The organism is Palleronia sediminis, from assembly GCF_004358695.1.
GTDB lineage: Bacteria > Pseudomonadota > Alphaproteobacteria > Rhodobacterales > Rhodobacteraceae > Palleronia > Palleronia sediminis.
Genome location: NZ_SNAA01000013.1, coordinates 17,516 through 42,529 on the forward strand (window position 1 = coordinate 17,516; position 25,014 = coordinate 42,529).

Here is a 25,014-nt window from a genome sequence, read left to right on the forward strand (position 1 = left end):
CGGGGCGGCGATTCGCTGTATGGTCGGCGAAAAATACCCCCCGAGGTCGGCAGCCCCCATGACATTCCTTCGTGCGATCCTTGTCCTTCTCAGCCTGTCCGTGCTCGCGTCCTGCGGCTCGAACAAGTTCCAGACCTATAACGGCCCCGAGGTGACCCGTGTCGTCGTGCTGAAAAGCGCGCGGCAGGTGCAGCTCTGGCATCACGACCGCGTCCTCAAGGCCTACAAGGCCGGGCTCGGCTTTGCGCCCGAGGGGCACAAGTACCGCGAGGGCGACGGCCGCACGCCCGAAGGCACCTACATGATCGACCGCCGCAATCCGAAAAGCCAGTTCCACCTGTCCATCGGCGTGTCCTATCCCAACCTCGCCGACCGCAAGCGCGCTGACCTGATGGGGTTCGCGCCGGGCGGCGACATCTTCATCCACGGGCGCGGCAAGACCTACAAGCCCGACGCGCCTTTCGACTGGACGGCCGGTTGCATCGCCGTGACCGACGAAGAAATCGAGGAAATCTATGCGATGGTGAAGGACGGGACGCCGATCTCCATCCTGCCCTGAGCGGATCGCCGGGGCTCAGGCCCCGGTGACCATCGTCCACCAGATCTTGCCGTTCGGCTCCTGGAACCAGGCGAATCCCATGGTGCGCGCCAGCGGATCGAGGATGACGGACCGCGTTTCCGCGTCCTCCATCCAGGCGGCCAGGGTTTCCAGCTCGGTCTCGTAGGTTTCCGAGATATTTTCGCCCAGAAGGCGGCCAGTATATCCGACGCGCTGCACCCGGTCGAGCGGCGACGACCCGTCCGAGCCGAAATGCCAGGGCCGGTTCTGCACGCTCATGTCGCGCGAATGGGTCGCGGCCGCCGCCGTCAGGAACGGATCGAGCGCGACGGGCGGCACACCGCGCGCCTGCCGCAACGTGTTCATGCCGTCGAGAAACCGGATCTGGATCGCGTCGCGATCCGACTCGGCGATGGGATAGACCTTGGACAGTTCGCGCCCGTCCGGGCCGATGACGGGCGCGGCCACCTCGGGGGTGCCGCAGGCGGCAAGCGTTGTCAGGGCGATGAGGGCAAGAACCGAAACGCGCGGCATGGACAGCTCCAGTCGGGTGAACGGCCACCCGATAGCGACAAATTGCACGCCCGGCAACGCCGCCGCATCGCCCGACGCGCGGAATGGCGCCGGCGCGGATTGTCCCGCGGGGCCCGGCGCGGTAACGTTTTCGACAGGCGCCGGTCGGGAGCGCGAGGGCGGCAATGACGGCAGAACCCCGATACAGCGCGACGCGCCGCCGGTTCCTCGCCCGCAGCGTGGCCGCCGGGGGGCTGCTATGTGCCCCGGCCGTCCTGCGCGGACAGGGCGGGGCCGCGTGGCGACCGTATTTCCCCGATCTCGGGCGCGGGGCGATCCTGTGCGATACCGCGTCGCGGCGCCTGTCGGTCTGGAGCGTGGGCGGGGCGGTCCACCGCGCCTATCCCGTCACGCTGGGCCCCGAACCCATCCGCACCGGGCGCAGCGAGATCGCCGCCCGGATCGCCGGGCCGAGCTGGGCGCCATCGCCCGCGATGCGCCGCCGCCACCCGGATTGGCCCGGCTTCGTGCCGCCCGGTCCCGGAAATCCGCTGGGGCGGCACGCGCTTTACCTGTCGTGGCGGTTCCACCGTATCCACGGCCGTCCGCGGCACGGCGCCCCGTCGCCGCCCGCGGGCTGCATCGCGCTATGTGACGCCGCCATGGCCGAGCTGTTCGCGCTGACGGGCGAGGGTATGCCCGTCGTGCTGGTCTGAAGGCCTAGATCCAGCCCGCGAGGTTCTCGCGCACGACCTCGGCCAGGGCCTCGATATGGTCGTCGTCGTCGTTGAGGCAGGGGATATAGGTGAACTGCTCGCCCCCCGCTTCCTCGAAGCTTTCGCGGATTTCCTCGTTGATCTCTTCGAGGGTCTCGATGCAGTCGGCCGAAAAGGCCGGCGCCATCACCGCGATGCGCCGCACGCCGTTCTCGCGGGCTTGGCGGGCGACCTCTTCGACTGTGTAAGGCTTGAGCCATTCCTCGGGGCCGAACCGGCTCTGGAAGGTCGTGATGAGCCGATCCTCGGGCCAGCCCAGTCGCTCGCGCAGCAGGCGCGTCGTCTTCTGGCACTGGCAGTGATAGGGGTCGCCCTCCATCAGATAGCGGCGCGGAACGCCGTGATAGGACGCGATGAGCAGCTCGGGCTTTTCATGCATCGCGCCCCAGACCCGCTCGACCGATTTGGCGAGCGCGTCGATATAGGTCGGGCGGTCGAAATAGGCGGGCGCGGTCCGCGCTGCGGGCTGCCACTTTTCCTTGAGCAGCGAGCGAAAGAACTCGTCATTCGCGGTCGCCGTGGTGGCGCCGGCATATTGCGGATAGAGCGGGAAGAACAGGATCTTCTGGCACCCCTCCTTGACCATCCGCCGCACCCGCGACGCGGTCGAGGGGTTGCCGTAGCGCATGCAGAAATCGACCTCGACCCTGTCGCCGTACTCGGCCTTGAGGCGCTGGGTCAGCTTGGCGGTCTGCGCCTTGGTGATCGTCATGAGGGGGCTTTCGCCCTCTTCCTCGTTCCAGATCGACTTGTAGGCCGCCCCCGACGAGAACGGCCGCTTGGACAGGATCACGCCCTGCAAGAGCGGCTGCCAGATCCAGGGCGAATAGTCGATCACGCGCCGGTCGCTGAGAAACTCGTTGAGATAGCGGCGCATCGACCAGTAGTCGTAGCCGTCCGGCGTCCCGAGGTTGGCGACCAGCACGCCGATCTTGGCGACCGGCACCCGCGGGTGGTCGGCCCCCGCATGGACGGGCCGCGCGGCGTCCTCGGCGGTGAACATCGCGCTGCCATCGGTCGATTTCGCATCCAGCATGGGCCGTGCTCCCGTCTCGTCGTTCAAGGTGTCGGTGGTCACTTACCCGCCGGGCGCGGGCCGTCAATCGTCCAGCGGGCGCGAATTGTCGCGAAGCGTCGTCTCGGAGGTGTTCAGCGCATCCGCCAGCCGCACCTGCGCCGAGCCCGGCCTGAGCGGTTTGGGCTGGCTTTCGGCCGGGGCCCAGCCCGACAGATGCAGCAGATCAAAGCTCGCGCGGATGCGGCCGGGATCGTCCGGCGCGGGGTGGGCAGCGGCGTAGAGCCGGGCGGCCTCGGCCAGCATCCGGCGCGGCACAGGCGCGCGGTCGCGCGTGGCCAGCGCGTTCGTCTCGCCCATGCCGCGCAGGTCGCGCACGAGCGCGGGCAAGTCGCGATAGGTGACGGTCAACGGCTCGATATCGGCGACCGGAAGCGCGAACCCGGCGCGTTGCAGCAGCCCGCCCATGTCGCGGATCTCGGCCATGGGGGCGATGCGCGGGCTCAGCCCGCCGCGCGCCGCGATCTCGGCGGCGCCCATCGCCTCGCGCAACTCGGACAGGGTGCGGCCGCCAAAAGCCACCGACAGGAACAGCCCGTCGGGCCTGAGCGCGCGGCGGCACTGGATGAGTTGGCCCACCGGATCGTCGGCCCAGTGCAACGCCATGGCGTGAATCACTAGGTCATGCGCGCCGGAAACGAGGTCGAGCGTGTCGTCATCGGCCACGACCCGCGCGCCCGGCAGCGTATCCGCCCAGATCCGGGGATGGCCCGTGACGATGACCGGCGCCGTGAACGCGCGCTTAACCAGTGCCAGCCTATCGAGAAGCTGGGACCGCGCCTCGCGGTGCAGAAACAGCGAATCGTCGGTCGCGCGCGCCCGGTGCAGGGCCAGCGCGGCGCGGTCGGTCAGGCGGGGCGCATCCGTGGTCATGGGGTCGAGTTAGGGATCGCGCGCGATGTTGCAAAGGTTCACGACGCTGGTTTTCCCGATCACTGCGCCCTGTGCGACACGCTGGTCGCGGGGCGGGGGCAGCTTTGCCCCGGCTGCTGGGGCGATGTCCCCTTTGTGGAGGGCGTGGTCTGCCGGTGCTGCGGCGCGCCGCTGCCCGGCGACGCGGCGCAGGACGATGGTGAGGATGTGGTCTGCGACGATTGCCTCGCGACGCCCCGCCCATGGGCGCGCGGACGCGCGGCGTTGCTTTATGCGGGGCGTGCGCGGCGGCTGGTGCTGTCGTTCAAGCATGGCGACCGGCTGGACCTCGCGCCCGTGCTGGCCGGCCTGATGCGGCGCGCGGTCGACCCGCTCATCCGCGAGGGCACGGTGCTGGTGCCGGTCCCGATCCATTGGCGCCGCCGCGTGGCGCGCCGCTACAACCAGTCGGCGGTGCTGGCGCAGGCGTTGGGCCGTGCGGCCGGGATCGATTGCGCGCCCCGCGCGCTGCGTCGCGTGCGGCGGACCGCCGTTCTGGACGGGCGCAGCCTTGCCGACCGTTTCGCGATGCTCGACGGCGCGCTCGCGCCCGACCCGCGTTTCGGTGCGGCGCTGCGCGGCCGACCGGCGATCGTGATCGACGACGTGATGACCTCGGGGGCGACGCTCGCGGCCGCGACCGAGGCTTGCGCGGCGGCCGGCGCGAGCCGGATCGACATCGCCGTGCTGGCAAGGGTGGCCCGGCGCACCTAGATCGAAGGGGCACGAGAAACGGAGAATCAGCCTTGGCGCATGTCGAAATCTACACCAGCCCGCTTTGCGGATATTGTCACGCGGCCAAGCGACTGTTGACGTCCAAGGACGTGAGCTTTGCCGAGACGGACATTTCGCGCGAACCGGACGCGCGGGCCACGATGATGCAGCGCGCGAACGGGCGGCACACCGTTCCGCAGATCTTCATCGACGACCGCCATATTGGGGGCTACGACGACCTCGCCGCGCTCGACCGGCAGGGCAAGCTCGACGCGTTGCTCGGGTGACGCGGGTCGCGCTGGTCCAGCTTTGTGCGACCGACGATCCGGGGCGCAATGCCGAACTGCTGCGCGATGCCGCGGGCGCCGCGGTCGCGGGCGGCGCCCGCCTGATCGCCACGCCCGAGGTCACGAACTGCATCTCGGGCAGCCGCAGTCATCAATCCGCCGTCCTGCGCCCCGAGGACGAGGATATCGTCGTCGCCGAGGCCCGCGCGCTGGCCGCGCGGCACGGGGTCGAGATCCTGCTGGGGTCGGTCGCGGTGACGACGGGCGACGCGGACGGGCGGTTTGCCAACCGGTCGATCCTGATCGACGACCGGGGCGGGATCGTGGCGCGCTACGACAAGATCCACATGTTCGACGTCGAGATCGACGCGACCGAGACCTATCGCGAATCGTCGGCCTATCGTCCGGGCGAGCGTGCGGTGCTCGCGCCTTCGGTCGCGGGCCTGCTGGGCATGACGATCTGCTACGACCTGCGGTTTCCCCATCTTTACCGCGCGCTGGCGCAGGCCGGGGCGATGGTGCTGAGCGTTCCGGCCGCGTTTTCGCCGGTCACGGGCGCCTCCCATTGGGAGGTGCTGTTGCGCGCCCGCGCCATCGAGACGGGGTGCTACGTGATCGCGCCCGCGCAATGCGGCACGCACCCGACGACGCGGGGACGGGTCCGGCGCAGTTACGGGCACAGCCTTGCCGTGGCGCCCTGGGGCGAGGTGATCGCGCGCATGGGCGACGCGCCCGGCATCGCCTTTGCCGAGATCGACTTGGAGGCGGTGGCCGACGCGCGCCGCCGCGTTCCCAGCCTTGCGGGCGACCGGCGCTTCAGCCCGCCCGAAGGCTTGTCGTGACGTAGTTCACCGACAGGTCGCGCTCGGACAGCGACCAGCGCCACGACACCGGGTTGAACACCATTCCCGTGCGGTCCACCGGGTCGAGCCCGGCCTCGCGCAGCATCGCACAAAGCTCGTCCGGCGTGATAAAGCGGTTCCAGTCATGCGTGCCGCGCGGCAGCCAGCGCATGACGTATTCGGCCCCGACGATGCCCAGGGCAAAGCTCTTGGCGGTGCGGTTCAGCGTCGAGCAGACCATCATCCCGCCCGGCCTGACCAGATCGTGACAGGCCGCGAGATAGGCCTTGGGGTCCGAGACATGCTCCACGACCTCCATGTTCAGCACGACATCGAATGTTTCGCCCGCCTCGGCCAGCGCCTCGGCGGTGGTGTGGCGATAGTCGATCTCGAGCCCCTGTTCCTCGGCATGGATGCGGGCGACGGGGATGTTGCGCTCGGCGGCGTCGGCGCCCACCACCTCGGCGCCCAGCCGGGCCATCGGCTCGGCCAGAAGACCGCCGCCGCATCCGATATCGAGCAGCCGCAGCCCGTCGAACGGGCGCGGCGTGGCGAGGTCGCGGCCGAAGTGGCCCTCGATCTGGCGGGTGATGTAGTCCAGCCGGCACGGGTTGAGCATGTGCAGCGGCTTGAACTTGCCCTGCGGATCCCACCATTCGGCCGCCATGGCCGAGAATTTCTCGATTTCGCCCGGATCGACCGTCGCCGCCATGTCAGAACCCCTTTGTCCCAGAATTTCTTCGCGCGCCAGTGTTCGACGCCTTTGCCCGCATATATAGGACAGTTATGGAGCAGTCGGCAGGCCAAACCAGCGCAGCGGCGCATCTCTATCCCCGGATCGACCCGTTCGACCAGCGCATGCTGGCCGTAGGCGATGGCCACGAAATCTATGTCGAACAATGCGGCAATCCCGACGGCATCCCGGTCTGCGTGCTGCATGGCGGGCCGGGCGGGGCCTGTTCGCCGGCGATGCGCCGCTATTTCGACCCGGCCGCCTATCGCGTGATCCTGTTCGACCAGCGCGGCTGCGGACGCTCGCGTCCCCATGCCAGCGTCAGCGACAACACGACATGGCACCTTGTGCGCGATATCGAGCTGATCCGCGAGACGCTGGGCATCCCGGCCTGGATGGTGTTCGGCGGTAGCTGGGGCGCGACGCTGTCGCTGGTCTATGCGCAGGCCCATCCCGACCGGGTGCGGCATATCATCCTGCGCGGCGTGTTCCTGGCCACGAGGGGCGAGCTCGACTGGTTCTACGGCGGCGGGGCAGGGCGGTTCTGGCCCGAGCTCTGGGATCGGTTCACACAGGCCATCCCGGCGGATGAGCAGGGCGACCTGATCGCCGCCTATAACCGGCGGCTGTTCTCGGGCGACATGATGTCGGAAACGCGGTTCGCGCGCATCTGGTCGTCGTGGGAGAACACGCTTGCCAGCATCGACAACGACTCCCCGCCGGGCGAGGGGCCGGCCGATTACGTCCGCGCCTTTGCCCGGCTCGAGAACCATTATTTCCACAACGGCGCCTTCCTCGAGGAGGGTCAGATCCTGCGCGACATGGCGCGGCTGCGCGACGTGCCGGGCACCATCGTGCAGGGTCGTTACGACATGATCTGCCCGCCGCGCGCGGCGCATGACCTGCATGCGGCCTGGCGCGGCTCGACATTGCGGATCGTGCCCCGCGCCGGTCACGCCCTGAGCGAGCCGGGCATCAGCGAGGCGCTGGTGCGCGTCATGGATAGGCTGCGGCGCTAGGCTTGCATCCTGCCGCCCGTGTGCCTATATCGCCAGAGACAGCGGCGTTCGGGGTCCAAACCCGACACACCATCGAACCACAGGGACGGGCCGTTGGCCCGTTTTTTTGTGCCCGCGCATCGCCGCCCGCCACGCAGGAGTTTTCCGGCATGTCCGACCTCATCGCCAAGGCCGCCATCGACCGCCGCCTCGCCGAGATCGTCACCCCCGTCATCGAGGACTTGGGGTTCGAACTGATCCGCGTGCGCTACATGGGCGGAAAGACGCCCACGGTGCAGATCATGGCCGACCGCCCCACGGGCGGGATCGAGGTCGACGAATGCGGCACGATCTCGACCGCGGTTTCGGCCCATCTCGACGTCGAGGACCCGGTCGACGAGGCCTATAACCTCGAGGTGTCGAGCCCCGGCATCGACCGCCCCCTGACCCGGCTCAAGGATTTCGACGCCTGGGCCGGCTACGAGGCCAAGCTCGAGACGCACGACCTGATCGACGGGCGGCGCCGCTTCAAGGGGCGGCTTGCGGGCACCGAAGGGTCCGAGGTGCTGATCGAGATCGAGGAGGGCACGATCGGGCTCCAGTTCGACTGGCTCTCGGACGCCAAGCTCGTCCTGACCGACGACCTGATCCGCGACGTGCTGAAATCCCGCAAGGATGCGGGCGAGATCGACGAAAGCCAGTTCGACGAAGTGCAAACCATCATCGACAGCGAAGACGATGCCCGTCTTCCCGACCAGAAGGACTGACGCCAGATGGCCATTACCTCTGCCAACCAGCTCGAGCTCTTGCAGACGGCCGAAGCGGTCGCGCGCGAAAAGATGATCGACCCCGGCCTCGTGGTCGAGGCGATGGAGGAAAGCCTCGCCCGTGCCGCCAAGTCCCGCTACGGCGCCGAGATGGACATCCGCGTGTCGATCGACCGCAAGACCGGGCGGGCGACCTTTACCCGCGTGCGCACCGTGGTCGAGGATGACGCGCTCGAGAATTACCAGGCCGAGATGACCGTCGAGACCGCCAGGCAATATCTCGACGATCCCAAGGTAGGCGATATGCTGGTCGAAGAGGTTCCGCCCGTCGAGATGGGGCGCATCGCCGCCCAGTCGGCAAAGCAGGTGATCCTGCAAAAGGTCCGCGAGGCCGAGCGCGACAAGCAGTTCGAGGAATACAAGGACCGCATCGGCACCATCATCAACGTGCTGGTCAAGCGCGAGGAATACGGCAACGTCATCGTCGACCTGAACCCCGGCGAGGGCGTGCTGCGCCGCAACGAAAAGATCGGCCGCGAAAGCTATCGCCCGAACGACCGCATCCGCGTCTATATCAAGGACGTGCGCCGCGAGCCGCGCGGGCCGCAGATCTTCCTGTCGCGCACCGCGCCCGAGTTCATGGCCGAGCTGTTCAAGATGGAAGTGCCCGAGATCTACGAGGGCATCATCGAGATCAAGGCCGTGGCCCGCGACCCCGGCAGCCGCGCCAAGATCGGCGTGATTTCCTATGACAGCTCGATCGACCCCGTGGGTGCCTGCGTCGGCATGCGTGGCAGCCGCGTGCAGGCCGTGGTGAACGAGCTTCAGGGCGAAAAGATCGACATCATCCCGTGGTCCGAGGATCTGCCCACCTTCCTCGTGAACGCGCTTCAGCCCGCCGAGGTGTCCAAGGTCGTCCTCGACGAAGAGGCCGAGCGCATCGAAGTCGTCGTGCCCGAGGAACAGCTTTCGCTGGCCATCGGCCGGCGCGGTCAGAACGTGCGGCTGGCGAGCCAGCTCACCGGGCTCGATATCGACATCATGACCGAGGAAGAGGAAAGCCAGCGCCGCCAGGCCGAGTTCGAGCAGCGCACCAAGCTGTTCATGGACACGCTCGATCTCGACGAGTTCTTCGCACAGCTTCTGGTGGCCGAGGGCTTCACCAATCTCGAGGAGGTCGCCTATGTCGAGCTCGACGAGCTGACGGTGATCGACGGGGTCGACGACGACACCGCGCAGGAACTTCAGGCGCGGGCGCGCGACTTCATCGACGAACAGAACCGCGTGGCGATGGAAAAGGCCCGCGAACTGGGTGTCGAGGATAGCCTGGTTGCATTCGAGGGCCTGACACCCCAGATGATCGTGGCGCTGGCCGAGGACGGGGTGAAGACGCTCGAGGATTTTGCGACCTGCGCCGACTGGGAACTTGCCGGCGGGTGGACCACATCCGACGGGCAGCGCGTAAAGGACGATGGAATTCTCGAACCGTTCGACGTCGACCTCGAAGAGGCGCAGGCGATGGTGATGTCGGCCCGGATCCAGCTTGGCTGGGTCGATCCGGCGGATCTCGAACCGGCCGAGGCCGACGGGGCCGAGGTCGAGGATACCGAACCTGAGCGGTGACGGCATGACCCGAGGGACGCCACGTCCGGGCCCCGACGCCCCCGAACGGCGATGCATCGTGACGGGCGAGGTGTCGCCCAAGCGGGGCCTGATCCGTTTCGTGGTCGGGCCCGACGACAGCGTGGTGCCCGATATCGCGGGCAAGCTGCCCGGTCGCGGCATGTATGTCGCGGCCGAGCGCGAGGCGCTCGAGACGGCGGTGGCGCGGCGGCTCTTTTCCAAGGGCGCGCGCCGGCAGGTCTCGGCCCCCGAGACGCTGGTCGCCGATGTCGAGGCCGCGCTGGCCCGGCGTTGCATCGACCGGGTGGCGATGGCCCGCAAGGCCGGAGCCGCCGTGTCGGGGTTCGAAAAGGTGAAGGACTGGCTCGACAAGGACCGCTGCCGCATCCTGCTGCAGGCGTCCGACGGGTCGGAAAGAGGCAAGTCGAAGCTGTATCGCCCCGGCGGTCGCGGCAGTTTCTTCGACATCCTGACGGCGGATGAATTGGGTTTGTCCTTCGGACGGGAACGTGTGATACACGCGGCGCTTGCCGCAGGCAGACTCGCTGATTTGTTTCGCGACGATGCCGTGCGGCTTTCAGGCGTTCGCTGGGCACCAGATGGCGACGGCGCCGGAAAGGTAAAGAAGACCTGATGAGTGATAACGACGGCAAGAAACCCCTCGGTGTGCGCGGCAGCGGAAGCGGCCGCCCCGGACAGGTAAAGCAAAGCTTTTCGCACGGCCGGACGAAGAACGTCGTGGTCGAGACGAAGCGCAAGCGCGTGGTCGCTCCCAAACCCGTTGCGGCAAAGCCCGGCGACGCGGCGGCGGCCGCGCCGCGCGGCGGCGACCCGCGCAAACGTCCCGCCGGCATCACCGACGCGGAACTCGACCGCCGGATGAAGGCGCTCGCCGCCGCCCGTGCGCGCGAGGCCGACGAGGCGATCCAGCGCGAGGCCGAGGAAAAGGCCCGCGCCGAAGAGCGCGAGCGTCGCCGCGCCGAGATCGAGGCGAAGGAGCGCGAGGAACGCGAGCGCGAGGAAGCCCTGAAGGCCAAGGCCGACGAGGATGCCCGCCGCCTGCGCGAAGAGCAGGAGGCCCGTACCCGCGCGGCCGAGCCGCAGCCCTCGCCCGCCGATGCCCAGGCCCGCGAACAGAAACCCGCCAAGGCGGCGCCCCCGCGCGAACGCGATGCCCGCGACAAGGATCGCAACGCCAAGACGACCAAGGTCGACGACAAGCGGCGTGCCGGCAAGCTGACCGTGAACCAGGCCCTCGCCGGTGGCGAAGGCGGGCGGCAGCGCTCCATGGCGTCGATGCGCCGCCAGCAGGAGCGGGCCCGCAAGAAGGCGATGGGCCAGCCGCAGGAGCGTGAAAAGGTCCGGCGCGACGTCCAGCTTCCCGAGGCGATCGTCGTCTCGGAACTGGCAAACCGCATGGCCGAACGCGTGGCCGACGTGGTCAAGGCGCTGATGCAGAACGGCATCATGGCGACCCAGACGCAGACAATCGACGCGGATACGGCCGAGCTCATCATCGAGGAGTTCGGGCACCGGGTCGTGCGCGTCAGCGCGTCGGATGTCGAGGACGTGATCCAGCAGACCGAAGACGCCCCCGAGGATCTCAAGCCGCGGGCGCCCGTCATCGCGATCATGGGCCATGTCGACCACGGCAAGACCTCGATCCTCGACGCGATCCGCAAGGCGCGTGTGTCGCATGGCGAGGCCGGCGGCATCACGCAGCATATCGGCGCCTACCAGGTCGAGACGGAGGGCGGCGCGACGCTGACCTTCCTCGATACGCCCGGCCACGCGGCGTTCACGTCGATGCGGGCGCGCGGCGCACAGGTGACGGATATCGTCATCCTCGTGGTCGCGGCCGACGATTCGGTGATGCCGCAGACGGTCGAGGCCATCGCCCACGCCAAGGCGGCGGGCGTGCCGATGATCGTGGCGATCAACAAGATCGACAAGCACGATGCCGACCCGGACAAGACGCGGACCTCGCTGCTTCAGCACGAGGTGATCGTCGAAAAGATGTCCGGCGACGTTCAGGATGTCGAGGTCTCGGCCCTGACCGGCCAGGGCCTGCCCGAACTGCTCGAGGCGATCGCGCTGCAATCCGAGATCCTCGAGCTCAGGGCCAATCCCGACCGCCAAGCCCAGGCCGCGGTGATCGAGGCCAAGCTCGATGTCGGGCGCGGTCCGGTCGCGACGGTGCTGATCCAGAACGGCACGCTGCGCCAGGGCGACATCTTTGTCGTCGGCGAACAGTGGGGCAAGGTCCGCGCGATGGAGAACGACCGCGGCGAGCGCGTCAAGGAGGCCGGGCCGTCGGTTCCGGTCGAGGTTCTGGGCCTCAACGGCACGCCCGAGGCGGGCGACGTGCTCAACGTCGTCTCGACCGAGGCACAGGCCCGCGAGATCGCGGAATATCGCCAGAACGCGGCGCGCGACAAGCGTGCGGCGGCGGGTGCGGCAACGACGCTCGAGCAGATGATGGCCAAGGCCAAGGCCGATCAGAGCGTTGCGGAGCTGCCCATCGTGGTCAAGGCCGACGTGCAGGGTTCGGCCGAGGCCATCGTTCAGGCGATGGAAAAGATCGGCAATGACGAGGTCCGCGTGCGCGTGCTGCATTCGGGGGTCGGTGCTATCACCGAGACCGATGTGGGCCTCGCCGAGGCGTCGAACGCGCCGATCATCGGCTTCAACGTCCGGGCCAATGCGTCGGCCCGCGCGACTGCCAACCAGAAAAGCGTCGAGATCCGGTACTATTCCATCATCTACGACCTGGTGGACGACGTGAAAGCGGCGGCCAGCGGCCTTCTCTCCAACGAGGTGCGCGAGCATTTCATCGGCTACGCGCAGATCAAGGAGGTCTTCAAGGTCACGAAGGTCGGCAACGTCGCCGGCTGTATCGTCACCGAGGGGGTCGCCCGCCGGTCGGCCGGGGTGCGTCTGCTGCGCGACGACGTGGTGATCCACGAAGGCACGCTGAAGACGCTCAAGCGTTTCAAGGACGAGGTGAACGAAGTGATCTCGGGCCAGGAATGCGGCATGGCATTCGAGCGCTACGACGATATCCGCGTTGGCGACGTGATCGAGATCTTTACCCGCGAAGAGGTCGAGCGGTCGCTCTGATCCTCCGCTCGAATTGATCGAAAGGCCCGCCATTGCGCGGGCCTTTCCCGTTTCAGGGCCATGCGTCGCCGGTCGGGGTCAGAGCCAGTCGCGCAGGATCGGGATAAGGGGCAGGTCGGCCGGCGGCATCGGATAGGTCCGCATGTCTCGTGGCGCCACCCATTTCAGCACCTGACCCTCGCGGGCCTGCGGCTGCCCCTCCCATTTGCGGCAGGCAAAAAGCGGCATCAGGAGGTGAAAGTCCTCATAGGCGTGGCTGGCAAAGGTCAGCGGCGCGAGGCAGCTTTCCCACGTGCCGATCCCCAGTTCTTCCTCGAGCTCGCGGATCAGCGCCGTTTCGGGCCTTTCGCCGGGCTCGACCTTGCCGCCGGGAAACTCCCACAGGCCGGCCATGGCCTTGCCTTCGGGTCGCTGCGCCAAGAGCACGCGACCGTCGCGGTCGATGAGGGCGACGGCCGAGACAAGGATAAGCTTCACGAGCGGTAATCGGCGTTGATCGTGATATAGGCGTGGGTCAGGTCGCAGGTCCATACGGTGGCCGCGCCCGAACCGAGCCCCATATCGACCCCGATCCTGAGCTCGGGCCGTTTCATGTAGGCGGCGCCTTCGGCCTCGGTATAGGTTTCGGCCACCCAGCCGTCTTTTGCGACGAGGATATCGCCGAACCGGATCGACAGGCGGTCGCGATCCGCGCGGGCCCCGGCCTTGCCGACGGCCATGACGATGCGCCCCCAGTTCGGATCCTCACCCGCCGCGGCGGTCTTGACCAGCGGAGAATTCGCGACGGACATCGCCACGCGCCGGGCATCCGCGTCGCTATCGGCACCGGTGACGGCGATCTCGATGAACTTGGTCGCCCCCTCGCCGTCGCGCACGACCTGATGCGCCAGGTCGAGCATGACCGCGCCCAGCGCCTCTTCGAACGGGCCGCCGCGGGCCGTGATCCCGGCGCTGCGGCCCGTCGCGGCCAGAAGCAGCGTGTCCGAGGTCGAGGTATCGCCATCCACCGTGATGCAGTTGAAGCTGCGATCCGTCAGGTCGCGCAACATCTCTTGCAGCAGCGGCTGGGCGATGCGTGCGTCGGTAAAGATATAGACCAGCATCGTCGCCATGTCCGGCGCGATCATGCCCGACCCCTTGGCGATCCCGGCGATCCGAACGGGCTGCCCGTCAATCTCGACCGTGCGCGTCGCGCCCTTGGGAAAGGTGTCGGTCGTCATGATGGCGCGCGCGGCCATGCCGATACCATCTGGCGACAGGCCAGACTTGAGCGTGTCGAGACAGGCGGTGATGCGGTCGTCGGGCAGGCGTTCGCCGATCACGCCGGTCGAGGCGGTAAAGACCCGCTCCTGGGGCAGGTCGGCCAGCCGGGCGACCGCGGCGCAGATACGGCGCACCGACTCGTCGCCCGCGCGGCCGGTGAAGGCGTTGGAATTGCCCGAATTGACCAGGATCGCGGCACCGCCGCTGGCGTCGCCGCCCAGCTTGGCCTCGCAATCGCGGACCGCGGCCGAGCGGGTGGCCGACCGGGTAAATACCCCCGCCACGGTGCTGCCCGGATCGAGCAGGGCGAGCATCACGTCGGTGCGGTCCTTGTAGCGGACCCCGGCTGCGGTGGCGGCGAAACGCACCCCCTCGATCGCCGGAAGGTCGGGAAAGGCGGCGGGGGCGAGCGGCGAAAGCTGCGGCATCTGGGTCTTACTCGTCGAGCAGGGAATCGTCGCGGATCACCGAAGGGTCGATCCCCGAATCGGCACGGGTGATGTCGGCGGCCTCGACCGCGGATTGCATCGCCTCCTGAATCGCGCGTTCCTGCAACTGGCTTTCGATCTCGCCGCGGACCTCGTCCAGCGGCGGCGCATCCAGCGTGCGCGTCTCGTTCAGCTTGATGACGTGCCAGCCGAACTGCGTCTCGACAGGGCCCGCGATCTCGCCCGCGCTCATCTCCTGAACGGCGGTGTCGAAGGCGGGTACCATGGCGCCGGGGCCGAACCAGCCCAGCGCACCGCCCGAGGGGCCCGAGGGGCCGACCGAGTTCTCGCGCGCGAGCGTGGCGAAATCGGCGCCACCCTCGAGCTCTTCGATCAGGGCCTGCGCCTCCTGCTCGGTTTCGACGAGGATATGGGCGGCATTGTACTGGGTTTGCGGCTCGGCCCCGGCATATTCGGCGTCATAGGCCTTCTGGATCGCCTCTTCGGTCACGGTCCCGTCGGCCTGCGCCTGCAACACCTCGGACGCGACCAGCGCGCGCCGTTCGTTCTCGAGCACCAGTTCGTTGCGCGGTGACAGCATGTCGACCTGCGCGCCGAGCGCCGTCTGCTGGATGAGCTGTTCGAGGATGCCGTCGAACAGGGCCGCATCGTCGAGCGCCTGGTATTGCTGGGGCAGCCGCGCACGCATGGCGATGACATGGCCCAGCGTGATCTCGGTATCGCCGACGGTGGCCAGCACCGTATCGGCCGAGGCGCCCTGATCCTGCGCGGGGGCGGCGCCGGCAAGCGCCAGCGCGAACGCGCCGGCCGCGGTAAGGGTGGTGAATTTCGACATCGTGAAGATCTCCTGCGCGGCCCCGCCGGGGCCAGCGTTGACAGTGACTTGGGCGCCCCTTACATCGCTTTGAGCCTCTGAAGGGGCGTTATCTTGCCGCCTTCCTATTCGCGGTTCGCGGACCGGGCAAGCAATCCCCCTCACAAGAATACGTCAGGAGAGACGATGCTGGGATTCGGTACTGTCGCGCGCAAGGTGTTCGGCACGACGAACGACCGCAAGATCAAGGCGACGCGCCCGATGATCGAACGGATCAATGCGCTCGAGCCCGAGTTCGAGAAGCTGACCGACGAGGGACTCGTCGCCAAGACGCAGGAGCTGCGCGAGGCGCTGGCGGGCGGAAAGACCACCGACGACATCCTGCCCGAAGCCTTTGCAAACTGTCGCGAGGCGGCGCGCCGTGCGCTGGGTCTGCGGGCCTTCGACGTGCAGTTGATGGGCGGCATGTTCCTCCACCAGGGCAATATCGCCGAGATGAAGACGGGCGAGGGCAAGACGCTCGTCGCGACCTTCCCGGCCTATCTGAACGCGCTGTCGGGCGAGGGCGTGCATATCGTCACCGTCAACGACTATCTCGCGCGCCGCGACGCCGAATGGATGGGCAAGGTCTATGCCGCGCTCGGCATGACCACCGGCGTCGTCTATCCCCAGCAGCCCGAGGCCGAAAAGCGCGCGGCCTATGCCTGCGACGTGACCTATGCCACGAATAACGAGCTCGGGTTCGACTATCTGCGCGACAACATGAAGTCCGAGCTCAAGGACATGTACCAGCGCGGCCATAACTTCGCGATCGTGGACGAGGTCGACTCGATCCTGATCGACGAGGCGCGCACGCCCCTCATCATTTCGGGCCCGAGCGAGGACCGCAGCGAGCTTTACAAGACCGTCGACACGATCATCCCGCTCTTGCAGGACGATCACTTCACCCTCGACGAAAAGACCCGCAACGTGACCTTTACCGACGAGGGCAACGAGTTCCTCGAGGCGCATCTCGCGGGTGCGGGGCTGCTGCCCGAGGGGCAATCGCTCTACGATCCCGAGAGCACGACGCTGGTTCACCACATCAATCAGGGGTTGCGGGCGCACAAGCTGTTCCAGCGCGACAAGGACTACATCGTCCGCGACGGGCAGATCGTGCTGATCGACGAGTTCACCGGCCGGATGATGGCCGGTCGCCGCCTGTCGGACGGCCTGCATCAGGCCATCGAGGCGAAAGAGGGCGTGGATATCCAGCCCGAGAACGTCACGCTCGCCTCGATCACGTTCCAGAATTATTTCAGGCTTTACAACAAGCTGGCGGGGATGACGGGCACGGCCCTGACCGAGGCCGACGAATTCGCCGAGATCTATCGCCTCGGCGTGGTCGAGGTGCCCACCAACCGCCCCATCGCGCGCGAGGATCGGCACGACGCTGTGTACCGCACCGCGGCCGAGAAATATGCCGCGATCGTCGAAGAGATCAAGAAAGCAAACGCCAAGGGCCAACCGGTGCTGGTCGGGACGACCTCGATCGAGAAATCCGAGTTCCTGTCCCAGATGCTCGAGAAAGAGGGCGTCGTGCATAACGTGCTGAACGCGCGCCAGCACGAGCAGGAGGCCCAGATCGTCGCCGATGCGGGCAAGCCCGGCGCGGTCACGATCGCGACGAACATGGCCGGCCGCGGCACCGACATCAAGCTGGGCGGAAACCTCGATTACAAGGTGATGAAGGCGCTGGCCGCCGACCCCGAGGGCGACCCCGAAGCGATCCGCGCCCGGATCGAGGCCGAGACGGCCGCGGCCGAGCAAAAGGTGAAAGAGGCAGGCGGGCTCTATGTCCTGGCCACCGAACGGCACGAAAGCCGCCGCATCGACAACCAGCTTCGCGGGCGATCCGGCCGCCAGGGCGATCCGGGCCGCTCGGCGTTCTTCCTGTCGCTCGAGGATGACCTGATGCGGATCTTCGGGTCCGAGCGGCTGGACAACGTGCTGCAAAAGCTCGGGATGAAGGAGGGCGAGGCCATCGTTCACCCCTGGGTGAACAAATCGCTGGAACGCGCACAGGCCAAGGTCGAGGGGCGCAACTTCGACATCCGCAAGCAGCTTCTCAAGTTCGACGACGTGATGAACGACCAGCGCAAGGTCATTTTCGGCCAGCGCCGCGAGATCATGGAAAACGAGGATCTGGGCGAGATCGCGCAGGACATGCGCCACCAGGTCATCGACGACCTGGTCGATCAGTTCATCCCCGCGCGCAGCTATGCCGATCAATGGGACGGGCAGGGGCTTTATGTTGCCGTTCTGGAAACGCTGGGCATGGACCTGCCGATCCTGAAATGGGTCGAGGAAGACGGCGTGGACGACCAGGTGATCCGCGACCGGCTCTACGAGGAAAGCAACAAGACCATGGCGGCCAAGGCCGACCAGTTCGGCCCCGAGAACATGCGCCAGATCGAAAAGCAGGTGCTGCTGCAGACCATCGACGCGAAATGGCGCGAACATATCCTGACGCTGGATCACCTGCGCTCGGTGGTCGGGTTCCGCGGCTATGCGCAGCGCGACCCGCTGAACGAGTACAAGAACGAGGCGTTCCAACTGTTCGAGGGGATGCTCGACAGCCTCCGCGCCGACGTCACCAAGAAGCTGAGCCAGATCCGCCCGCTGACCGAAGAAGAGCAAAAGCGCATGATGGCGCAGATCGAGGCGCAGCGGGCCGCGATCCAGGCCGAGGCCACCGCCGCCCCCCCGCAGGGCGAGGCCGAGGCCCAGGCGGCGGCCCCCGGCTTTGTCGAGGCCGACCCGTCGACCTGGGGCAATCCGGGGCGCAACGATCCCTGCCCCTGCGGATCGGGCCAGAAGTTCAAGCATTGCCACGGCCAGCTTGCGTGATTGACGGTTGATCGCGCGCGGTCGGGGGGCAAGACTGCCGGCCCTGGGGGAAGTCCTTTGGCCGCGTCACGCTTTACGATGATCCGCGTCGCCTGCGCGCTTCTGTTGTCCTGCGGGGCCGCCGCCGCGCAGGACGTGAGCCTGCGCAGCGCGGGCGGCGTCGAGGTGCTGCGCGGCGAGCTCTTGGGCTATGACGGGCAGTTCTATCGCGTGATGACCGAGTTCGGCGAGGTGTCGGTGGACGGGACCGCGCTGACTTGCGAGGGTGCCTGCCCGCCCGCCGATTTCGTGCCGCGCGTGCGGATCAGCGCCGAGAGCGGGCTCGCTGGCACCCTGTTGCCGCCCCTGTTCGAGACCTTTGCGCGGCGCCGGGGGTTCGCCCTTGTCACCGAGCCCGTGGGCAACGGGTTCGTGGTCGACCTGTCCGATGGGGCGGGGCGTCTCGGCACGTTCGAGATCACCTTTGCCGCGCCGTCCGAAGGGTTCGCCAATCTGATCGCCGACGATGCCGACCTCGTCCTGTCCCCGCGCGAGGTCGCGCGCGCCGAGGCCGAACTGGCCGAAGAGGCGGGGCGCGGCGATCTCACCGCCTCGGGGCGCAGCGCGATCCTGGCGCTCGACGCCGTGATCCCGATCGTCGGTCCGCTGAGCGATGTGGCGGATATCGCGCTGGACGACCTGCGCGCCGTCCTGCGCGGCGAGATCGTCGATTGGGCCGATCTTGGGGGCGCGCCCGGCCCGATTGCGCTGCACCTGCCGGGCGATGCCACGGGGCTGGCCGAGACCATCGGCGCGCGGATCGGTCCCGCCGCCGCCGTGGCCACGCGCCATGACAGCCCCGATGCGCTGGTCGATGCCGTGCTCGATGATCCTGCCGCGCTGGGCGTCACCAGCTATGCGGCCGTCGGGCTGGGCGAGCCGCTGGCCCTGACAGGCCCTTGCGGTGCGCGGCTTTCGGTCAGCGAGACGGCGATCAAGACCGAGGATTTCCCGCTGACCGCGCCCGTGTTCCTTTATGCGCCGGCGCGCCGTCTGCCCGATTTCGCCCGCGATTTCGTGGATTACGCCACCTCGCCCGCGGCCCAGAGCGTCGTGTCGCGCACCGGGCTCGTCGACCAGTTCCCCGAGGCGATCCCCGTCGCCGCGCAGGGGGATCGGCTGATCCGCGCGATCCTGAGGCCCGAGGCCGAGCTGGGGACGCTGCGGCGGTTGTCGCGGGCGATGGACGGCACGGTGCGGCTGTCGCTGTCCTTTCGGTTCGAGAACGGATCGACCGAGCTCGACGCGCAGTCGCGGTCGAACGTCATGCTCTTGGCCGAGGCAGTGTCGCGCGGGTTGTTCGGCACCCGCGAGATCGTGTTCGCCGGCTTTTCCGACGGGGGCGGGTCGGCCGCGGCCAACCGCAAGCTGTCTCTGGCCCGCGCGACGGCGGTGCGCGACGCGGTCCGCGAGGCCGCGACCGAGCCGCCCGAGATGGCGGTCGCGGCCTTTGGCGAGGCGTTGCCGATGGCCTGCGACGATACCGGCTGGGGACGGCGGGTGAACCGCCGTGTCGAGGTCTGGCTGCGCTAGATCAACGCCTCGGCGCGGAAACTGACCTCGCGCCCCCGGCCGATGACGAGATGATCGTGCAGCACGATATCGAGCGCCTTCGCCCCCTCTTCGATCTTGCGGGTCATGGCGATGTCGGCCGATGAGGGCGTGGGATCGCCCGAAGGGTGGTTATGCACCAGGATCAGCGCCTTGGCCCCGAGTTCCAACGCGCGTTTCAGCACCTCGCGCGGATAGACGGGGACATGATCGACCGTGCCGCCGCCCTGCGCCTCGTCCGCGATCAGGGCGTTCTTCGTATCGAGATACAGCACCCGCACCTGTTCGGTATGCCGGTGCGCCATCGTCGTGCGGCAATAATCGAGCAGTTGCTGCCAGCCCGACAGGACAGGCCGGTTCATCACGCGGGCGCGGGCCATGCGATGCGCGGTCGCCTCGACGATCTTGAGGTCGGTCGCGACCGAGGGACCGACCCCGTCGATGCCGGTCAGTTGCCGTGGTTCGGCCGCCAGAACGCCGTTGAGATCGCCAAAGGCGTGCATCAGCGCATGAGCGACCGGTTTCACGTCTCGTCGGGGGATGAAACGGAAGAGCAGCAGTTCCAGCAGCTCGTAATCGGGAACCGCCTCGGCGCCGCCCTCGCAAAAGCGGGTGCGCAGCCGCTTGCGGTGGTCGGCGAGGTAGGAGGGCGGTCTGGACGCCGCAACGCCCGTGAAAAGCGGCATCGAATCCGAAAGGTTCATGCCGCGAGCATTGCAGGCGCGTCTTACCGTCCGGTTAAGACGCGCCGCCCGATCAGCCTTTCATGCTGTCCCAGAACCCTTTGACGGTCTTGAAAAAGCCCGAGCTTTCCGGGTTGTTGTCCTCGCTCTGACGCTCGAACTCGGCCAGCAGCTCTTTCTGGCGCTGGGTCAGGTTGACCGGCGTCTCGACATGGATCTCGATGAACATGTCGCCCGAGCCCGTATTGCGCAGATGGGGCATCCCCTTGCCACGCAGGCGCATCTGCTTGCCCGACTGGCTGCCGGCCGGGATCTTGACGCGGCTGCGCCCGCCGTCGATGGTCGGCACCTCGATATCGCCGCCCATCGCGGCCTTGGTCATCGAGACCGGCACGCGGCAGAACAGGTTTTCGGCCTCGCGTTGAAAGATCGGGTGATCGGCCACTTCGACGAAGATATAGAGATCGCCCGCAGGTCCGCCCCGTAGCCCTGCCTCGCCCTCGCCCGAAAGACGGATGCGCGTGCCGGTCTCGACCCCCTTGGGGATGTTGACGTTCAACGCGCGGTCCTTCTTGACGCGACCGGCCCCGCCGCAGACATGGCAGGGGTTCTTGACGATCTGACCGGCGCCCGAGCAGGTCGGGCAGGTCCGTTCGACGGTAAAGAAACCCTGTTGCGCCCGAACCTTGCCCATGCCCGAACAGGTCGGGCAGACCGACGGCTCGGCGCCGCCCTCGGCGCCTGTGCCGCTGCATGTGGCGCAGGCGACCGAGCTGGGGACCGTGATCGTCTTTTGCAGCCCGTGATAGGCCTCGTCGAGCGTCACGCGAAGGTTGTAGCGCAAGTCCGACCCGCGCGTGGCGCGTTGCCCGCCGCCGCGCCGCTGACCGCCCATGAAATCGCCGAAGAGATCGTCGAACACATCCGAGAAGGCCGAGGCGAAATCGGCCTGTCCCGCGCCGCCGGCATGTCCGCCGGGGCGTCCGCCACCCATCCCGCCTTCGAAGGCGGCGTGGCCGAACCGGTCATAGGCGGCCTTTTTCTCGGCATCCTTGAGCACCTCGTAGGCCTCGTTCGCCTCCTTGAAGGACGCTTCGGCCTTGGGGTTGTCGGCATTGCGGTCGGGGTGGAGTTCTTTTGCCTTCTGGCGATACGCGCGCTTGATCTCGTCCGCCGACGCGCCCTTGGCGACGCCGAGAACGTCATAGAAATCCCGCTTGGCCATTCCGTTTCATCCTCCGAAACAAATCGGCCGGCCCGATATGGTCGGGCCGGCCGCTGGAGCGTTCGTGCCGCCCTTACGACGCGCGCTTGTCGTCGTCGAGATCCTCGAAATCGGCATCGACGATCGAGTCGTCCTCGGCCCCCGTGCCGGTTTCCGACGCCTCGCCGGCATCGGCGCTGCCCGATTTCTCCTGCTCGGCCTTGTAGATGGCCTCGCCCAGCTTCATCGAGGCCTCGCGCACGTTCTGGATGCCCGAGTTGATCTTGTCGACATCGTCCTTCTCGAGCTGCTCCTGCAGGTTCGAGATGGCCAGTTCGATCGCCTCGACCGTGGTGGGGTCGACCTTGTCCTTGTAGTCCTCCATCGACTTTTCGGTCGAATGGATGAGGCTTTCGGCCTGGTTGCGGGCCTCGACGAGGTCGCGGCGCTTCTTGTCGGACTCGGCGTTGGTCTCGGCGTCCTTCACCATCTGTTCGATCTCGTCGTCGGACAGGCCGCCCGACGCCTGGATGGTGATGTTCTGCTCCTTGCCGGTGCCCTTGTCGCGGGCCGAGACCGACACGATGCCGTTGGCGTCGATGTCGAACGTCACCTCGATCTGGGGCATCCCGCGCGGCGACGGGGGAATGTCCTCGAGGTTGAACTGACCGAGCATCTTGTTGTCGGCCGCCATCTCGCGCTCGCCCTGGAAGACCCGGATCGTCACCGCGTTCTGGTTGTCCTCGGCAGTCGAGAAGATCTGGCTCTTTTTCGTCGGAATCGTCGTGTTACGGTCGATCAGCCGGGTGAAGACACCGCCCAGCGTCTCGATTCCGAGGCTCAGCGGCGTGACGTCGAGCAGCACGACATCCTTGACGTCGCCCTGAAGCACCCCGGCCTGGATCGCCGCGCCCAGCGCCACGACCTCGTCGGGGTTGACGCCCTTGTGCGGCTCCTTGCCGAAGAACTTGGTCACTTCCTCGATGACGCGGGGCATCCGGGTCATGCCGCCGACCAGAACGACCTCGTCGATCTCGCCGGTCGAGACGCCGGCATCCTTGAGCGCGGCCTGGCACGGCTTGATCGACGCCTTGATGAGGTCGCCCACCAGGCTTTCCAGCTTGGCGCGGGTCAGCTTCATCACGAGGTGCAGCGGCTGGCCGTTCGAGCCCATCGAGATGAAGGGCTGGTTGATCTCGGTCTGGGAGGACGACGACAGCTCGATCTTGGCCTTCTCGGCGGCTTCCTTGAGACGCTGAAGCGCCATCTTGTCCGACCGCAGGTCTGCGCCGTGCTCTTTCTTGAACTCGTCGGCCAGATAATCGACGATGCGCATGTCGAAATCTTCGCCGCCGAGGAGCGTGTCGCCGTTGGTGGATTTCACCTCGAACAGCCCGTCGTCGATCTCGAGGATGGTGATGTCGAACGTCCCGCCGCCGAGGTCATAGACGGCGATGGTCTTGGTCTCTTTCTTGTCGAGACCGTAGGCCAGCGCGGCGGCCGTCGGTTCGTTGATGATGCGCAGCACCTCGAGCCCGGCGATCTTGCCGGCATCCTTGGTGGCCTGACGCTGCTGGTCGTTGAAATAGGCCGGCACCGTGATGACGGCCTGGGTCACGTCCTCGCCGAGATAGGACTCGGCGGTTTCCTTCATCTTTTGCAGGATGAAGGCCGAGATCTGGCTGGGCGAGAACTTTTCGCCGCGCGCCTGGACCCATGCGTCGCCCTGCCCGCCATCGACGATGGAATAGGGGAGGTTCTTCTTGTCCTTGGCGAGATGCTCGTCGTTGAAGCGGCGTCCGATCAGACGCTTGACGGCAAAGACGGTGTTTTCCGAGTTGGTGACGGCCTGCCGCTTGGCGGATTGGCCGACGAGCCGCTCTTCCTCGGTGAAGGCGACGATCGAGGGCGTCGTGCGCGCCCCTTCGGCGTTCTCGATCACGCGCGGCTGGCTGCCATCCATGATAGCGACGCAGCTGTTCGTCGTGCCGAGGTCGATACCGATCACTTTGGCCATTGCTCTTGATCCTCTTCTCTAGGCGATGTTCGTGCGGTCCGGCCCGTTATGGCGCCGGCCCGGCGATCCCTGTGATGTGGGCGATACCGGGGGGGCGACCCCCTGTCCGGTGTCCTCGGGTATATAGGAAGGCGGTTTTTGGCCTGCAAGCCGTCCGAATTGAACCGGCCGGGGGATTCTGCCCTTGTGTTTCCCCGAGGCTGCAACGCGCCGCGGCCGCGGGCTAGCGTCCGGCGTCCCAGCTCATCGAGGCATGGCGGCGCGTATAGAACTCGCCCATGAGGCCGATCATCAGCAGAACCAGCGATACGACGACCGGATAGACGAGGTTCGAGTTGTGCGGGAAATAGTTGACGAAGGTGAACCCCCGCGCCTGGTCGATGGCGTGAAACAGCGGATTCCAGTCGAACCACGCGATCATGTAGCCCGGCAGCGAATTGGCTACGAACATCTTGCCCGAGGCGATCATGCTGGCGCGCTGGTAGATCGTCGCCGCGGTCGAGGTGAAATTGGGCAGCCACGGCTTGAGCGCATAGAGGCACAGCCCGATGGCCGCGCCCGAGAACCACGCCAGCAGGACCATCCCCAGCGATCCGTGCCAGTTGTGGATCGTGATCGGCCCCCAGATGACGTGATAGACATAGACCACGAGGATCATCGACAGCATCTGGACATACAACGCCCCCAGCGCGGCGGCGCCCACGGCGATGATCGTGTTCATGGGGCGGTGTTTCATCATGGCCGATGACGGCCCCTCGGCCCCGGCGATGGCCGAGACGGTGCGGGTGTGGACCATGAACAGGAAGATCCCCGTCATAATGTACAACAGGAAATCGCCCCTGAGCGCCGATCCGCGCAGCCCCAGCACCGAGAACATGATGTAGAACGCCCCGACGAACACCACGGTCTGGAGGATGTTCAGCCCGATCGCCATGAGCGCGTTGGAATGGGTCTTGCGAACGTTGCGGACGGTGTTGTGGTAGATGAGTTCCAGCACGCCGACGGCACCGCCCATCCGTGTCGCGTGTCGCGTCTGCTGAAACATGGAAATTACCCGATCCCGGTCTGCGGCGTTTCGTACACGCAAATCTTGTTGTTTTCTTGACGCTGGATCATAAGGACCGCACGCCCCAGGGGCAACGGCCCCGCAATGACATCGGAGGGAGCGGTTTGGACCACGACGTTC

At 67.1% G+C, this 25,014-nt stretch carries 23 protein-coding genes; 12 read left to right on the forward strand and 11 right to left on the reverse strand.

Going from position 1 to position 25,014, the window contains the following annotated elements:
* Positions 1–58: 58 nt before the first annotated feature.
* Positions 59–559 (forward strand): L,D-transpeptidase family protein, encoded by a 501-nt coding sequence (locus E2L08_RS11755; protein ID WP_133397286.1) that lies wholly within the window; start codon positions 59–61, stop codon positions 557–559.
* Positions 560–574: 15 nt separating this feature from the next.
* Here E2L08_RS11755 and dalA read toward each other — a convergent pair whose 3' ends face one another.
* A complete protein-coding gene (gene dalA, locus E2L08_RS11760; RefSeq protein WP_133397287.1) occupies positions 575–1,093 on the reverse strand; it encodes a divisome-associated lipoprotein DalA in 519 nt (172 codons plus the stop codon).
* A gap of 164 nt (positions 1,094–1,257) precedes the next feature.
* On the opposite strand from dalA, the gene E2L08_RS11765 reads away from it, so the two are divergent.
* On the forward strand, positions 1,258–1,788 hold the full coding sequence (locus E2L08_RS11765; protein ID WP_133397288.1) for a L,D-transpeptidase: 531 nt from the start codon (positions 1,258–1,260) through the stop codon (positions 1,786–1,788).
* A 4-nt stretch (positions 1,789–1,792) separates the two neighbouring features.
* Here the strand turns inward: E2L08_RS11765 and hemH are convergent, their stop codons facing one another.
* Entirely contained in the window at positions 1,793–2,851 is a 1,059-nt protein-coding gene (gene hemH, locus E2L08_RS11770; protein ID WP_240758221.1) for a ferrochelatase, read from the reverse strand.
* A 96-nt stretch (positions 2,852–2,947) separates the two neighbouring features.
* The gene (locus E2L08_RS11775; RefSeq protein ID WP_133397289.1) at positions 2,948–3,796 is read right to left on the reverse strand and encodes a methyltransferase domain-containing protein; all 849 of its coding nucleotides are present in this window, start codon (positions 3,794–3,796) and stop codon (positions 2,948–2,950) included.
* A gap of 15 nt (positions 3,797–3,811) precedes the next feature.
* Here E2L08_RS11775 and E2L08_RS11780 point away from each other — a divergent pair, with 15 nt between their 5' ends.
* The 3 genes from E2L08_RS11780 to E2L08_RS11790 are packed head-to-tail and all read left to right on the forward strand — an operon-like array spanning position 3,812 to position 5,678.
* The gene (locus E2L08_RS11780) at positions 3,812–4,549 is read left to right on the forward strand and encodes a ComFC family protein (RefSeq protein ID WP_133397367.1); all 738 of its coding nucleotides are present in this window, start codon (positions 3,812–3,814) and stop codon (positions 4,547–4,549) included.
* A 32-nt stretch (positions 4,550–4,581) separates the two neighbouring features.
* On the forward strand, positions 4,582–4,836 hold the full coding sequence (gene grxC, locus E2L08_RS11785) for a glutaredoxin 3 (protein WP_133397290.1): 255 nt from the start codon (positions 4,582–4,584) through the stop codon (positions 4,834–4,836).
* Positions 4,833–5,678: a carbon-nitrogen hydrolase family protein gene (locus E2L08_RS11790; RefSeq protein ID WP_133397291.1), complete on the forward strand. Its 846-nt coding sequence runs from the start codon at positions 4,833–4,835 to the stop codon at positions 5,676–5,678. The genes grxC and E2L08_RS11790 overlap by 4 nt, the downstream gene beginning before the upstream one ends.
* Here E2L08_RS11790 and ubiG read toward each other — a convergent pair.
* On the reverse strand, positions 5,653–6,390 hold the full coding sequence (ubiG, locus tag E2L08_RS11795; protein ID WP_133397292.1) for a bifunctional 2-polyprenyl-6-hydroxyphenol methylase/3-demethylubiquinol 3-O-methyltransferase UbiG: 738 nt from the start codon (positions 6,388–6,390) through the stop codon (positions 5,653–5,655). The genes E2L08_RS11790 and ubiG overlap by 26 nt on opposite strands.
* 74 nt (positions 6,391–6,464) lie before the next feature.
* On the opposite strand from ubiG, the gene pip reads away from it, so the two are divergent.
* From pip to infB, 5 genes are all read left to right on the forward strand, one after another.
* Positions 6,465–7,430, forward strand: coding sequence for a prolyl aminopeptidase (pip, locus tag E2L08_RS11800; protein WP_133397293.1), 966 nt, complete (start codon positions 6,465–6,467; stop codon positions 7,428–7,430).
* 149 nt (positions 7,431–7,579) lie between these two features.
* Positions 7,580–8,176, forward strand: a complete 597-nt coding sequence (rimP, locus tag E2L08_RS11805; RefSeq protein ID WP_133397294.1) for a ribosome maturation factor RimP — start codon at positions 7,580–7,582, stop codon at positions 8,174–8,176.
* Between the two features lie 6 nt (positions 8,177–8,182).
* Positions 8,183–9,799, forward strand: a complete 1,617-nt coding sequence (nusA, locus tag E2L08_RS11810; protein ID WP_133397295.1) for a transcription termination factor NusA — start codon at positions 8,183–8,185, stop codon at positions 9,797–9,799.
* Positions 9,800–9,803: 4 nt separating this feature from the next.
* On the forward strand, positions 9,804–10,433 hold the full coding sequence (locus tag E2L08_RS11815) for an RNA-binding protein (protein ID WP_133397296.1): 630 nt from the start codon (positions 9,804–9,806) through the stop codon (positions 10,431–10,433).
* Complete coding sequence (gene infB / locus E2L08_RS11820) at positions 10,433–12,919, forward strand: translation initiation factor IF-2 (protein WP_133397297.1); 2,487 nt, start codon at positions 10,433–10,435, stop codon at positions 12,917–12,919. Before E2L08_RS11815 ends, infB begins: the two co-directional genes overlap by 1 nt.
* Positions 12,920–12,997: 78 nt before the next feature.
* Here the strand turns inward: infB and E2L08_RS11825 are convergent, their stop codons facing one another.
* From E2L08_RS11825 to E2L08_RS11835, 3 genes are read right to left on the reverse strand one after another with little or no spacing between them, the layout of a single operon-like run.
* The gene (locus E2L08_RS11825; RefSeq protein ID WP_133397298.1) at positions 12,998–13,396 is read right to left on the reverse strand and encodes a (deoxy)nucleoside triphosphate pyrophosphohydrolase; all 399 of its coding nucleotides are present in this window, start codon (positions 13,394–13,396) and stop codon (positions 12,998–13,000) included.
* Positions 13,393–14,610, reverse strand: coding sequence for a bifunctional glutamate N-acetyltransferase/amino-acid acetyltransferase ArgJ (argJ, locus tag E2L08_RS11830; protein WP_133397299.1), 1,218 nt, complete (start codon positions 14,608–14,610; stop codon positions 13,393–13,395). The genes E2L08_RS11825 and argJ overlap by 4 nt, the downstream gene beginning before the upstream one ends.
* Before the next feature lie 7 nt (positions 14,611–14,617).
* Positions 14,618–15,466 (reverse strand): peptidylprolyl isomerase, encoded by an 849-nt coding sequence (locus E2L08_RS11835; RefSeq protein WP_133397300.1) that lies wholly within the window; start codon positions 15,464–15,466, stop codon positions 14,618–14,620.
* A gap of 165 nt (positions 15,467–15,631) precedes the next feature.
* Here E2L08_RS11835 and secA point away from each other — a divergent pair, with 165 nt between their 5' ends.
* Both secA and E2L08_RS11845 read left to right on the forward strand, forming a co-directional pair.
* Positions 15,632–18,334 carry a preprotein translocase subunit SecA gene (gene secA / locus E2L08_RS11840; RefSeq protein ID WP_133397301.1) on the forward strand — a complete coding sequence of 901 codons (2,703 nt, stop codon included), beginning with the start codon at positions 15,632–15,634 and terminating at the stop codon, positions 18,332–18,334.
* A 78-nt stretch (positions 18,335–18,412) separates the two neighbouring features.
* Positions 18,413–19,906 carry a phosphate ABC transporter substrate-binding/OmpA family protein gene (locus E2L08_RS11845; protein WP_133397302.1) on the forward strand — a complete coding sequence of 498 codons (1,494 nt, stop codon included), beginning with the start codon at positions 18,413–18,415 and terminating at the stop codon, positions 19,904–19,906.
* On the opposite strand, the gene radC is transcribed toward E2L08_RS11845, so the two are convergent.
* The 4 genes from radC to E2L08_RS11865 all read right to left on the reverse strand — a co-directional run bounded on the left by radC (position 19,903) and on the right by E2L08_RS11865 (position 24,873).
* A complete protein-coding gene (gene radC / locus E2L08_RS11850) occupies positions 19,903–20,628 on the reverse strand; it encodes a RadC family protein (RefSeq protein WP_133397303.1) in 726 nt (241 codons plus the stop codon). The two genes, E2L08_RS11845 and radC, sit on opposite strands and share 4 nt — an antisense overlap.
* A 52-nt stretch (positions 20,629–20,680) precedes the next feature.
* Complete coding sequence (gene dnaJ, locus E2L08_RS11855; protein WP_133397304.1) at positions 20,681–21,832, reverse strand: molecular chaperone DnaJ; 1,152 nt, start codon at positions 21,830–21,832, stop codon at positions 20,681–20,683.
* A gap of 73 nt (positions 21,833–21,905) precedes the next feature.
* Positions 21,906–23,828 carry a molecular chaperone DnaK gene (dnaK, locus tag E2L08_RS11860; protein ID WP_133397305.1) on the reverse strand — a complete coding sequence of 641 codons (1,923 nt, stop codon included), beginning with the start codon at positions 23,826–23,828 and terminating at the stop codon, positions 21,906–21,908.
* Positions 23,829–24,051: 223 nt separating this feature from the next.
* Complete coding sequence (locus tag E2L08_RS11865; RefSeq protein WP_133397306.1) at positions 24,052–24,873, reverse strand: ABC transporter permease; 822 nt, start codon at positions 24,871–24,873, stop codon at positions 24,052–24,054.
* Between the last annotated feature and the right edge of the window lie 141 nt (positions 24,874–25,014).

What these genes read in the sequence shown, in the direction of transcription:
- ubiG (WP_133397292.1), bottom strand. Translation starts at nt 6,390, where the DNA reads ATGGCGGCGACGGTCGATCCGGGCGAAATCGAGAAATTCTCGGCCATG.
- E2L08_RS11835 (WP_133397300.1), bottom strand. Translation starts at nt 15,466, where the DNA reads ATGTCGAAATTCACCACCCTTACCGCGGCCGGCGCGTTCGCGCTGGCG.
- nusA (WP_133397295.1), top strand. Translation starts at nt 8,183, where the DNA reads ATGGCCATTACCTCTGCCAACCAGCTCGAGCTCTTGCAGACGGCCGAA.
- secA (WP_133397301.1), top strand. Translation starts at nt 15,632, where the DNA reads ATGCTGGGATTCGGTACTGTCGCGCGCAAGGTGTTCGGCACGACGAAC.
- infB (WP_133397297.1), top strand. Translation starts at nt 10,433, where the DNA reads ATGAGTGATAACGACGGCAAGAAACCCCTCGGTGTGCGCGGCAGCGGA.
- hemH (WP_240758221.1), bottom strand. Translation starts at nt 2,851, where the DNA reads ATGTTCACCGCCGAGGACGCCGCGCGGCCCGTCCATGCGGGGGCCGAC.
- dalA (WP_133397287.1), bottom strand. Translation starts at nt 1,093, where the DNA reads ATGCCGCGCGTTTCGGTTCTTGCCCTCATCGCCCTGACAACGCTTGCC.
- E2L08_RS11815 (WP_133397296.1), top strand. Translation starts at nt 9,804, where the DNA reads ATGACCCGAGGGACGCCACGTCCGGGCCCCGACGCCCCCGAACGGCGA.
- dnaK (WP_133397305.1), bottom strand. Translation starts at nt 23,828, where the DNA reads ATGGCCAAAGTGATCGGTATCGACCTCGGCACGACGAACAGCTGCGTC.
- argJ (WP_133397299.1), bottom strand. Translation starts at nt 14,610, where the DNA reads ATGCCGCAGCTTTCGCCGCTCGCCCCCGCCGCCTTTCCCGACCTTCCG.
- rimP (WP_133397294.1), top strand. Translation starts at nt 7,580, where the DNA reads ATGTCCGACCTCATCGCCAAGGCCGCCATCGACCGCCGCCTCGCCGAG.
- E2L08_RS11865 (WP_133397306.1), bottom strand. Translation starts at nt 24,873, where the DNA reads ATGTTTCAGCAGACGCGACACGCGACACGGATGGGCGGTGCCGTCGGC.
- radC (WP_133397303.1), bottom strand. Translation starts at nt 20,628, where the DNA reads ATGAACCTTTCGGATTCGATGCCGCTTTTCACGGGCGTTGCGGCGTCC.
- dnaJ (WP_133397304.1), bottom strand. Translation starts at nt 21,832, where the DNA reads ATGGCCAAGCGGGATTTCTATGACGTTCTCGGCGTCGCCAAGGGCGCG.
- E2L08_RS11845 (WP_133397302.1), top strand. Translation starts at nt 18,413, where the DNA reads ATGATCCGCGTCGCCTGCGCGCTTCTGTTGTCCTGCGGGGCCGCCGCC.
- E2L08_RS11765 (WP_133397288.1), top strand. Translation starts at nt 1,258, where the DNA reads ATGACGGCAGAACCCCGATACAGCGCGACGCGCCGCCGGTTCCTCGCC.
- pip (WP_133397293.1), top strand. Translation starts at nt 6,465, where the DNA reads ATGGAGCAGTCGGCAGGCCAAACCAGCGCAGCGGCGCATCTCTATCCC.
- E2L08_RS11755 (WP_133397286.1), top strand. Translation starts at nt 59, where the DNA reads ATGACATTCCTTCGTGCGATCCTTGTCCTTCTCAGCCTGTCCGTGCTC.
- E2L08_RS11775 (WP_133397289.1), bottom strand. Translation starts at nt 3,796, where the DNA reads ATGACCACGGATGCGCCCCGCCTGACCGACCGCGCCGCGCTGGCCCTG.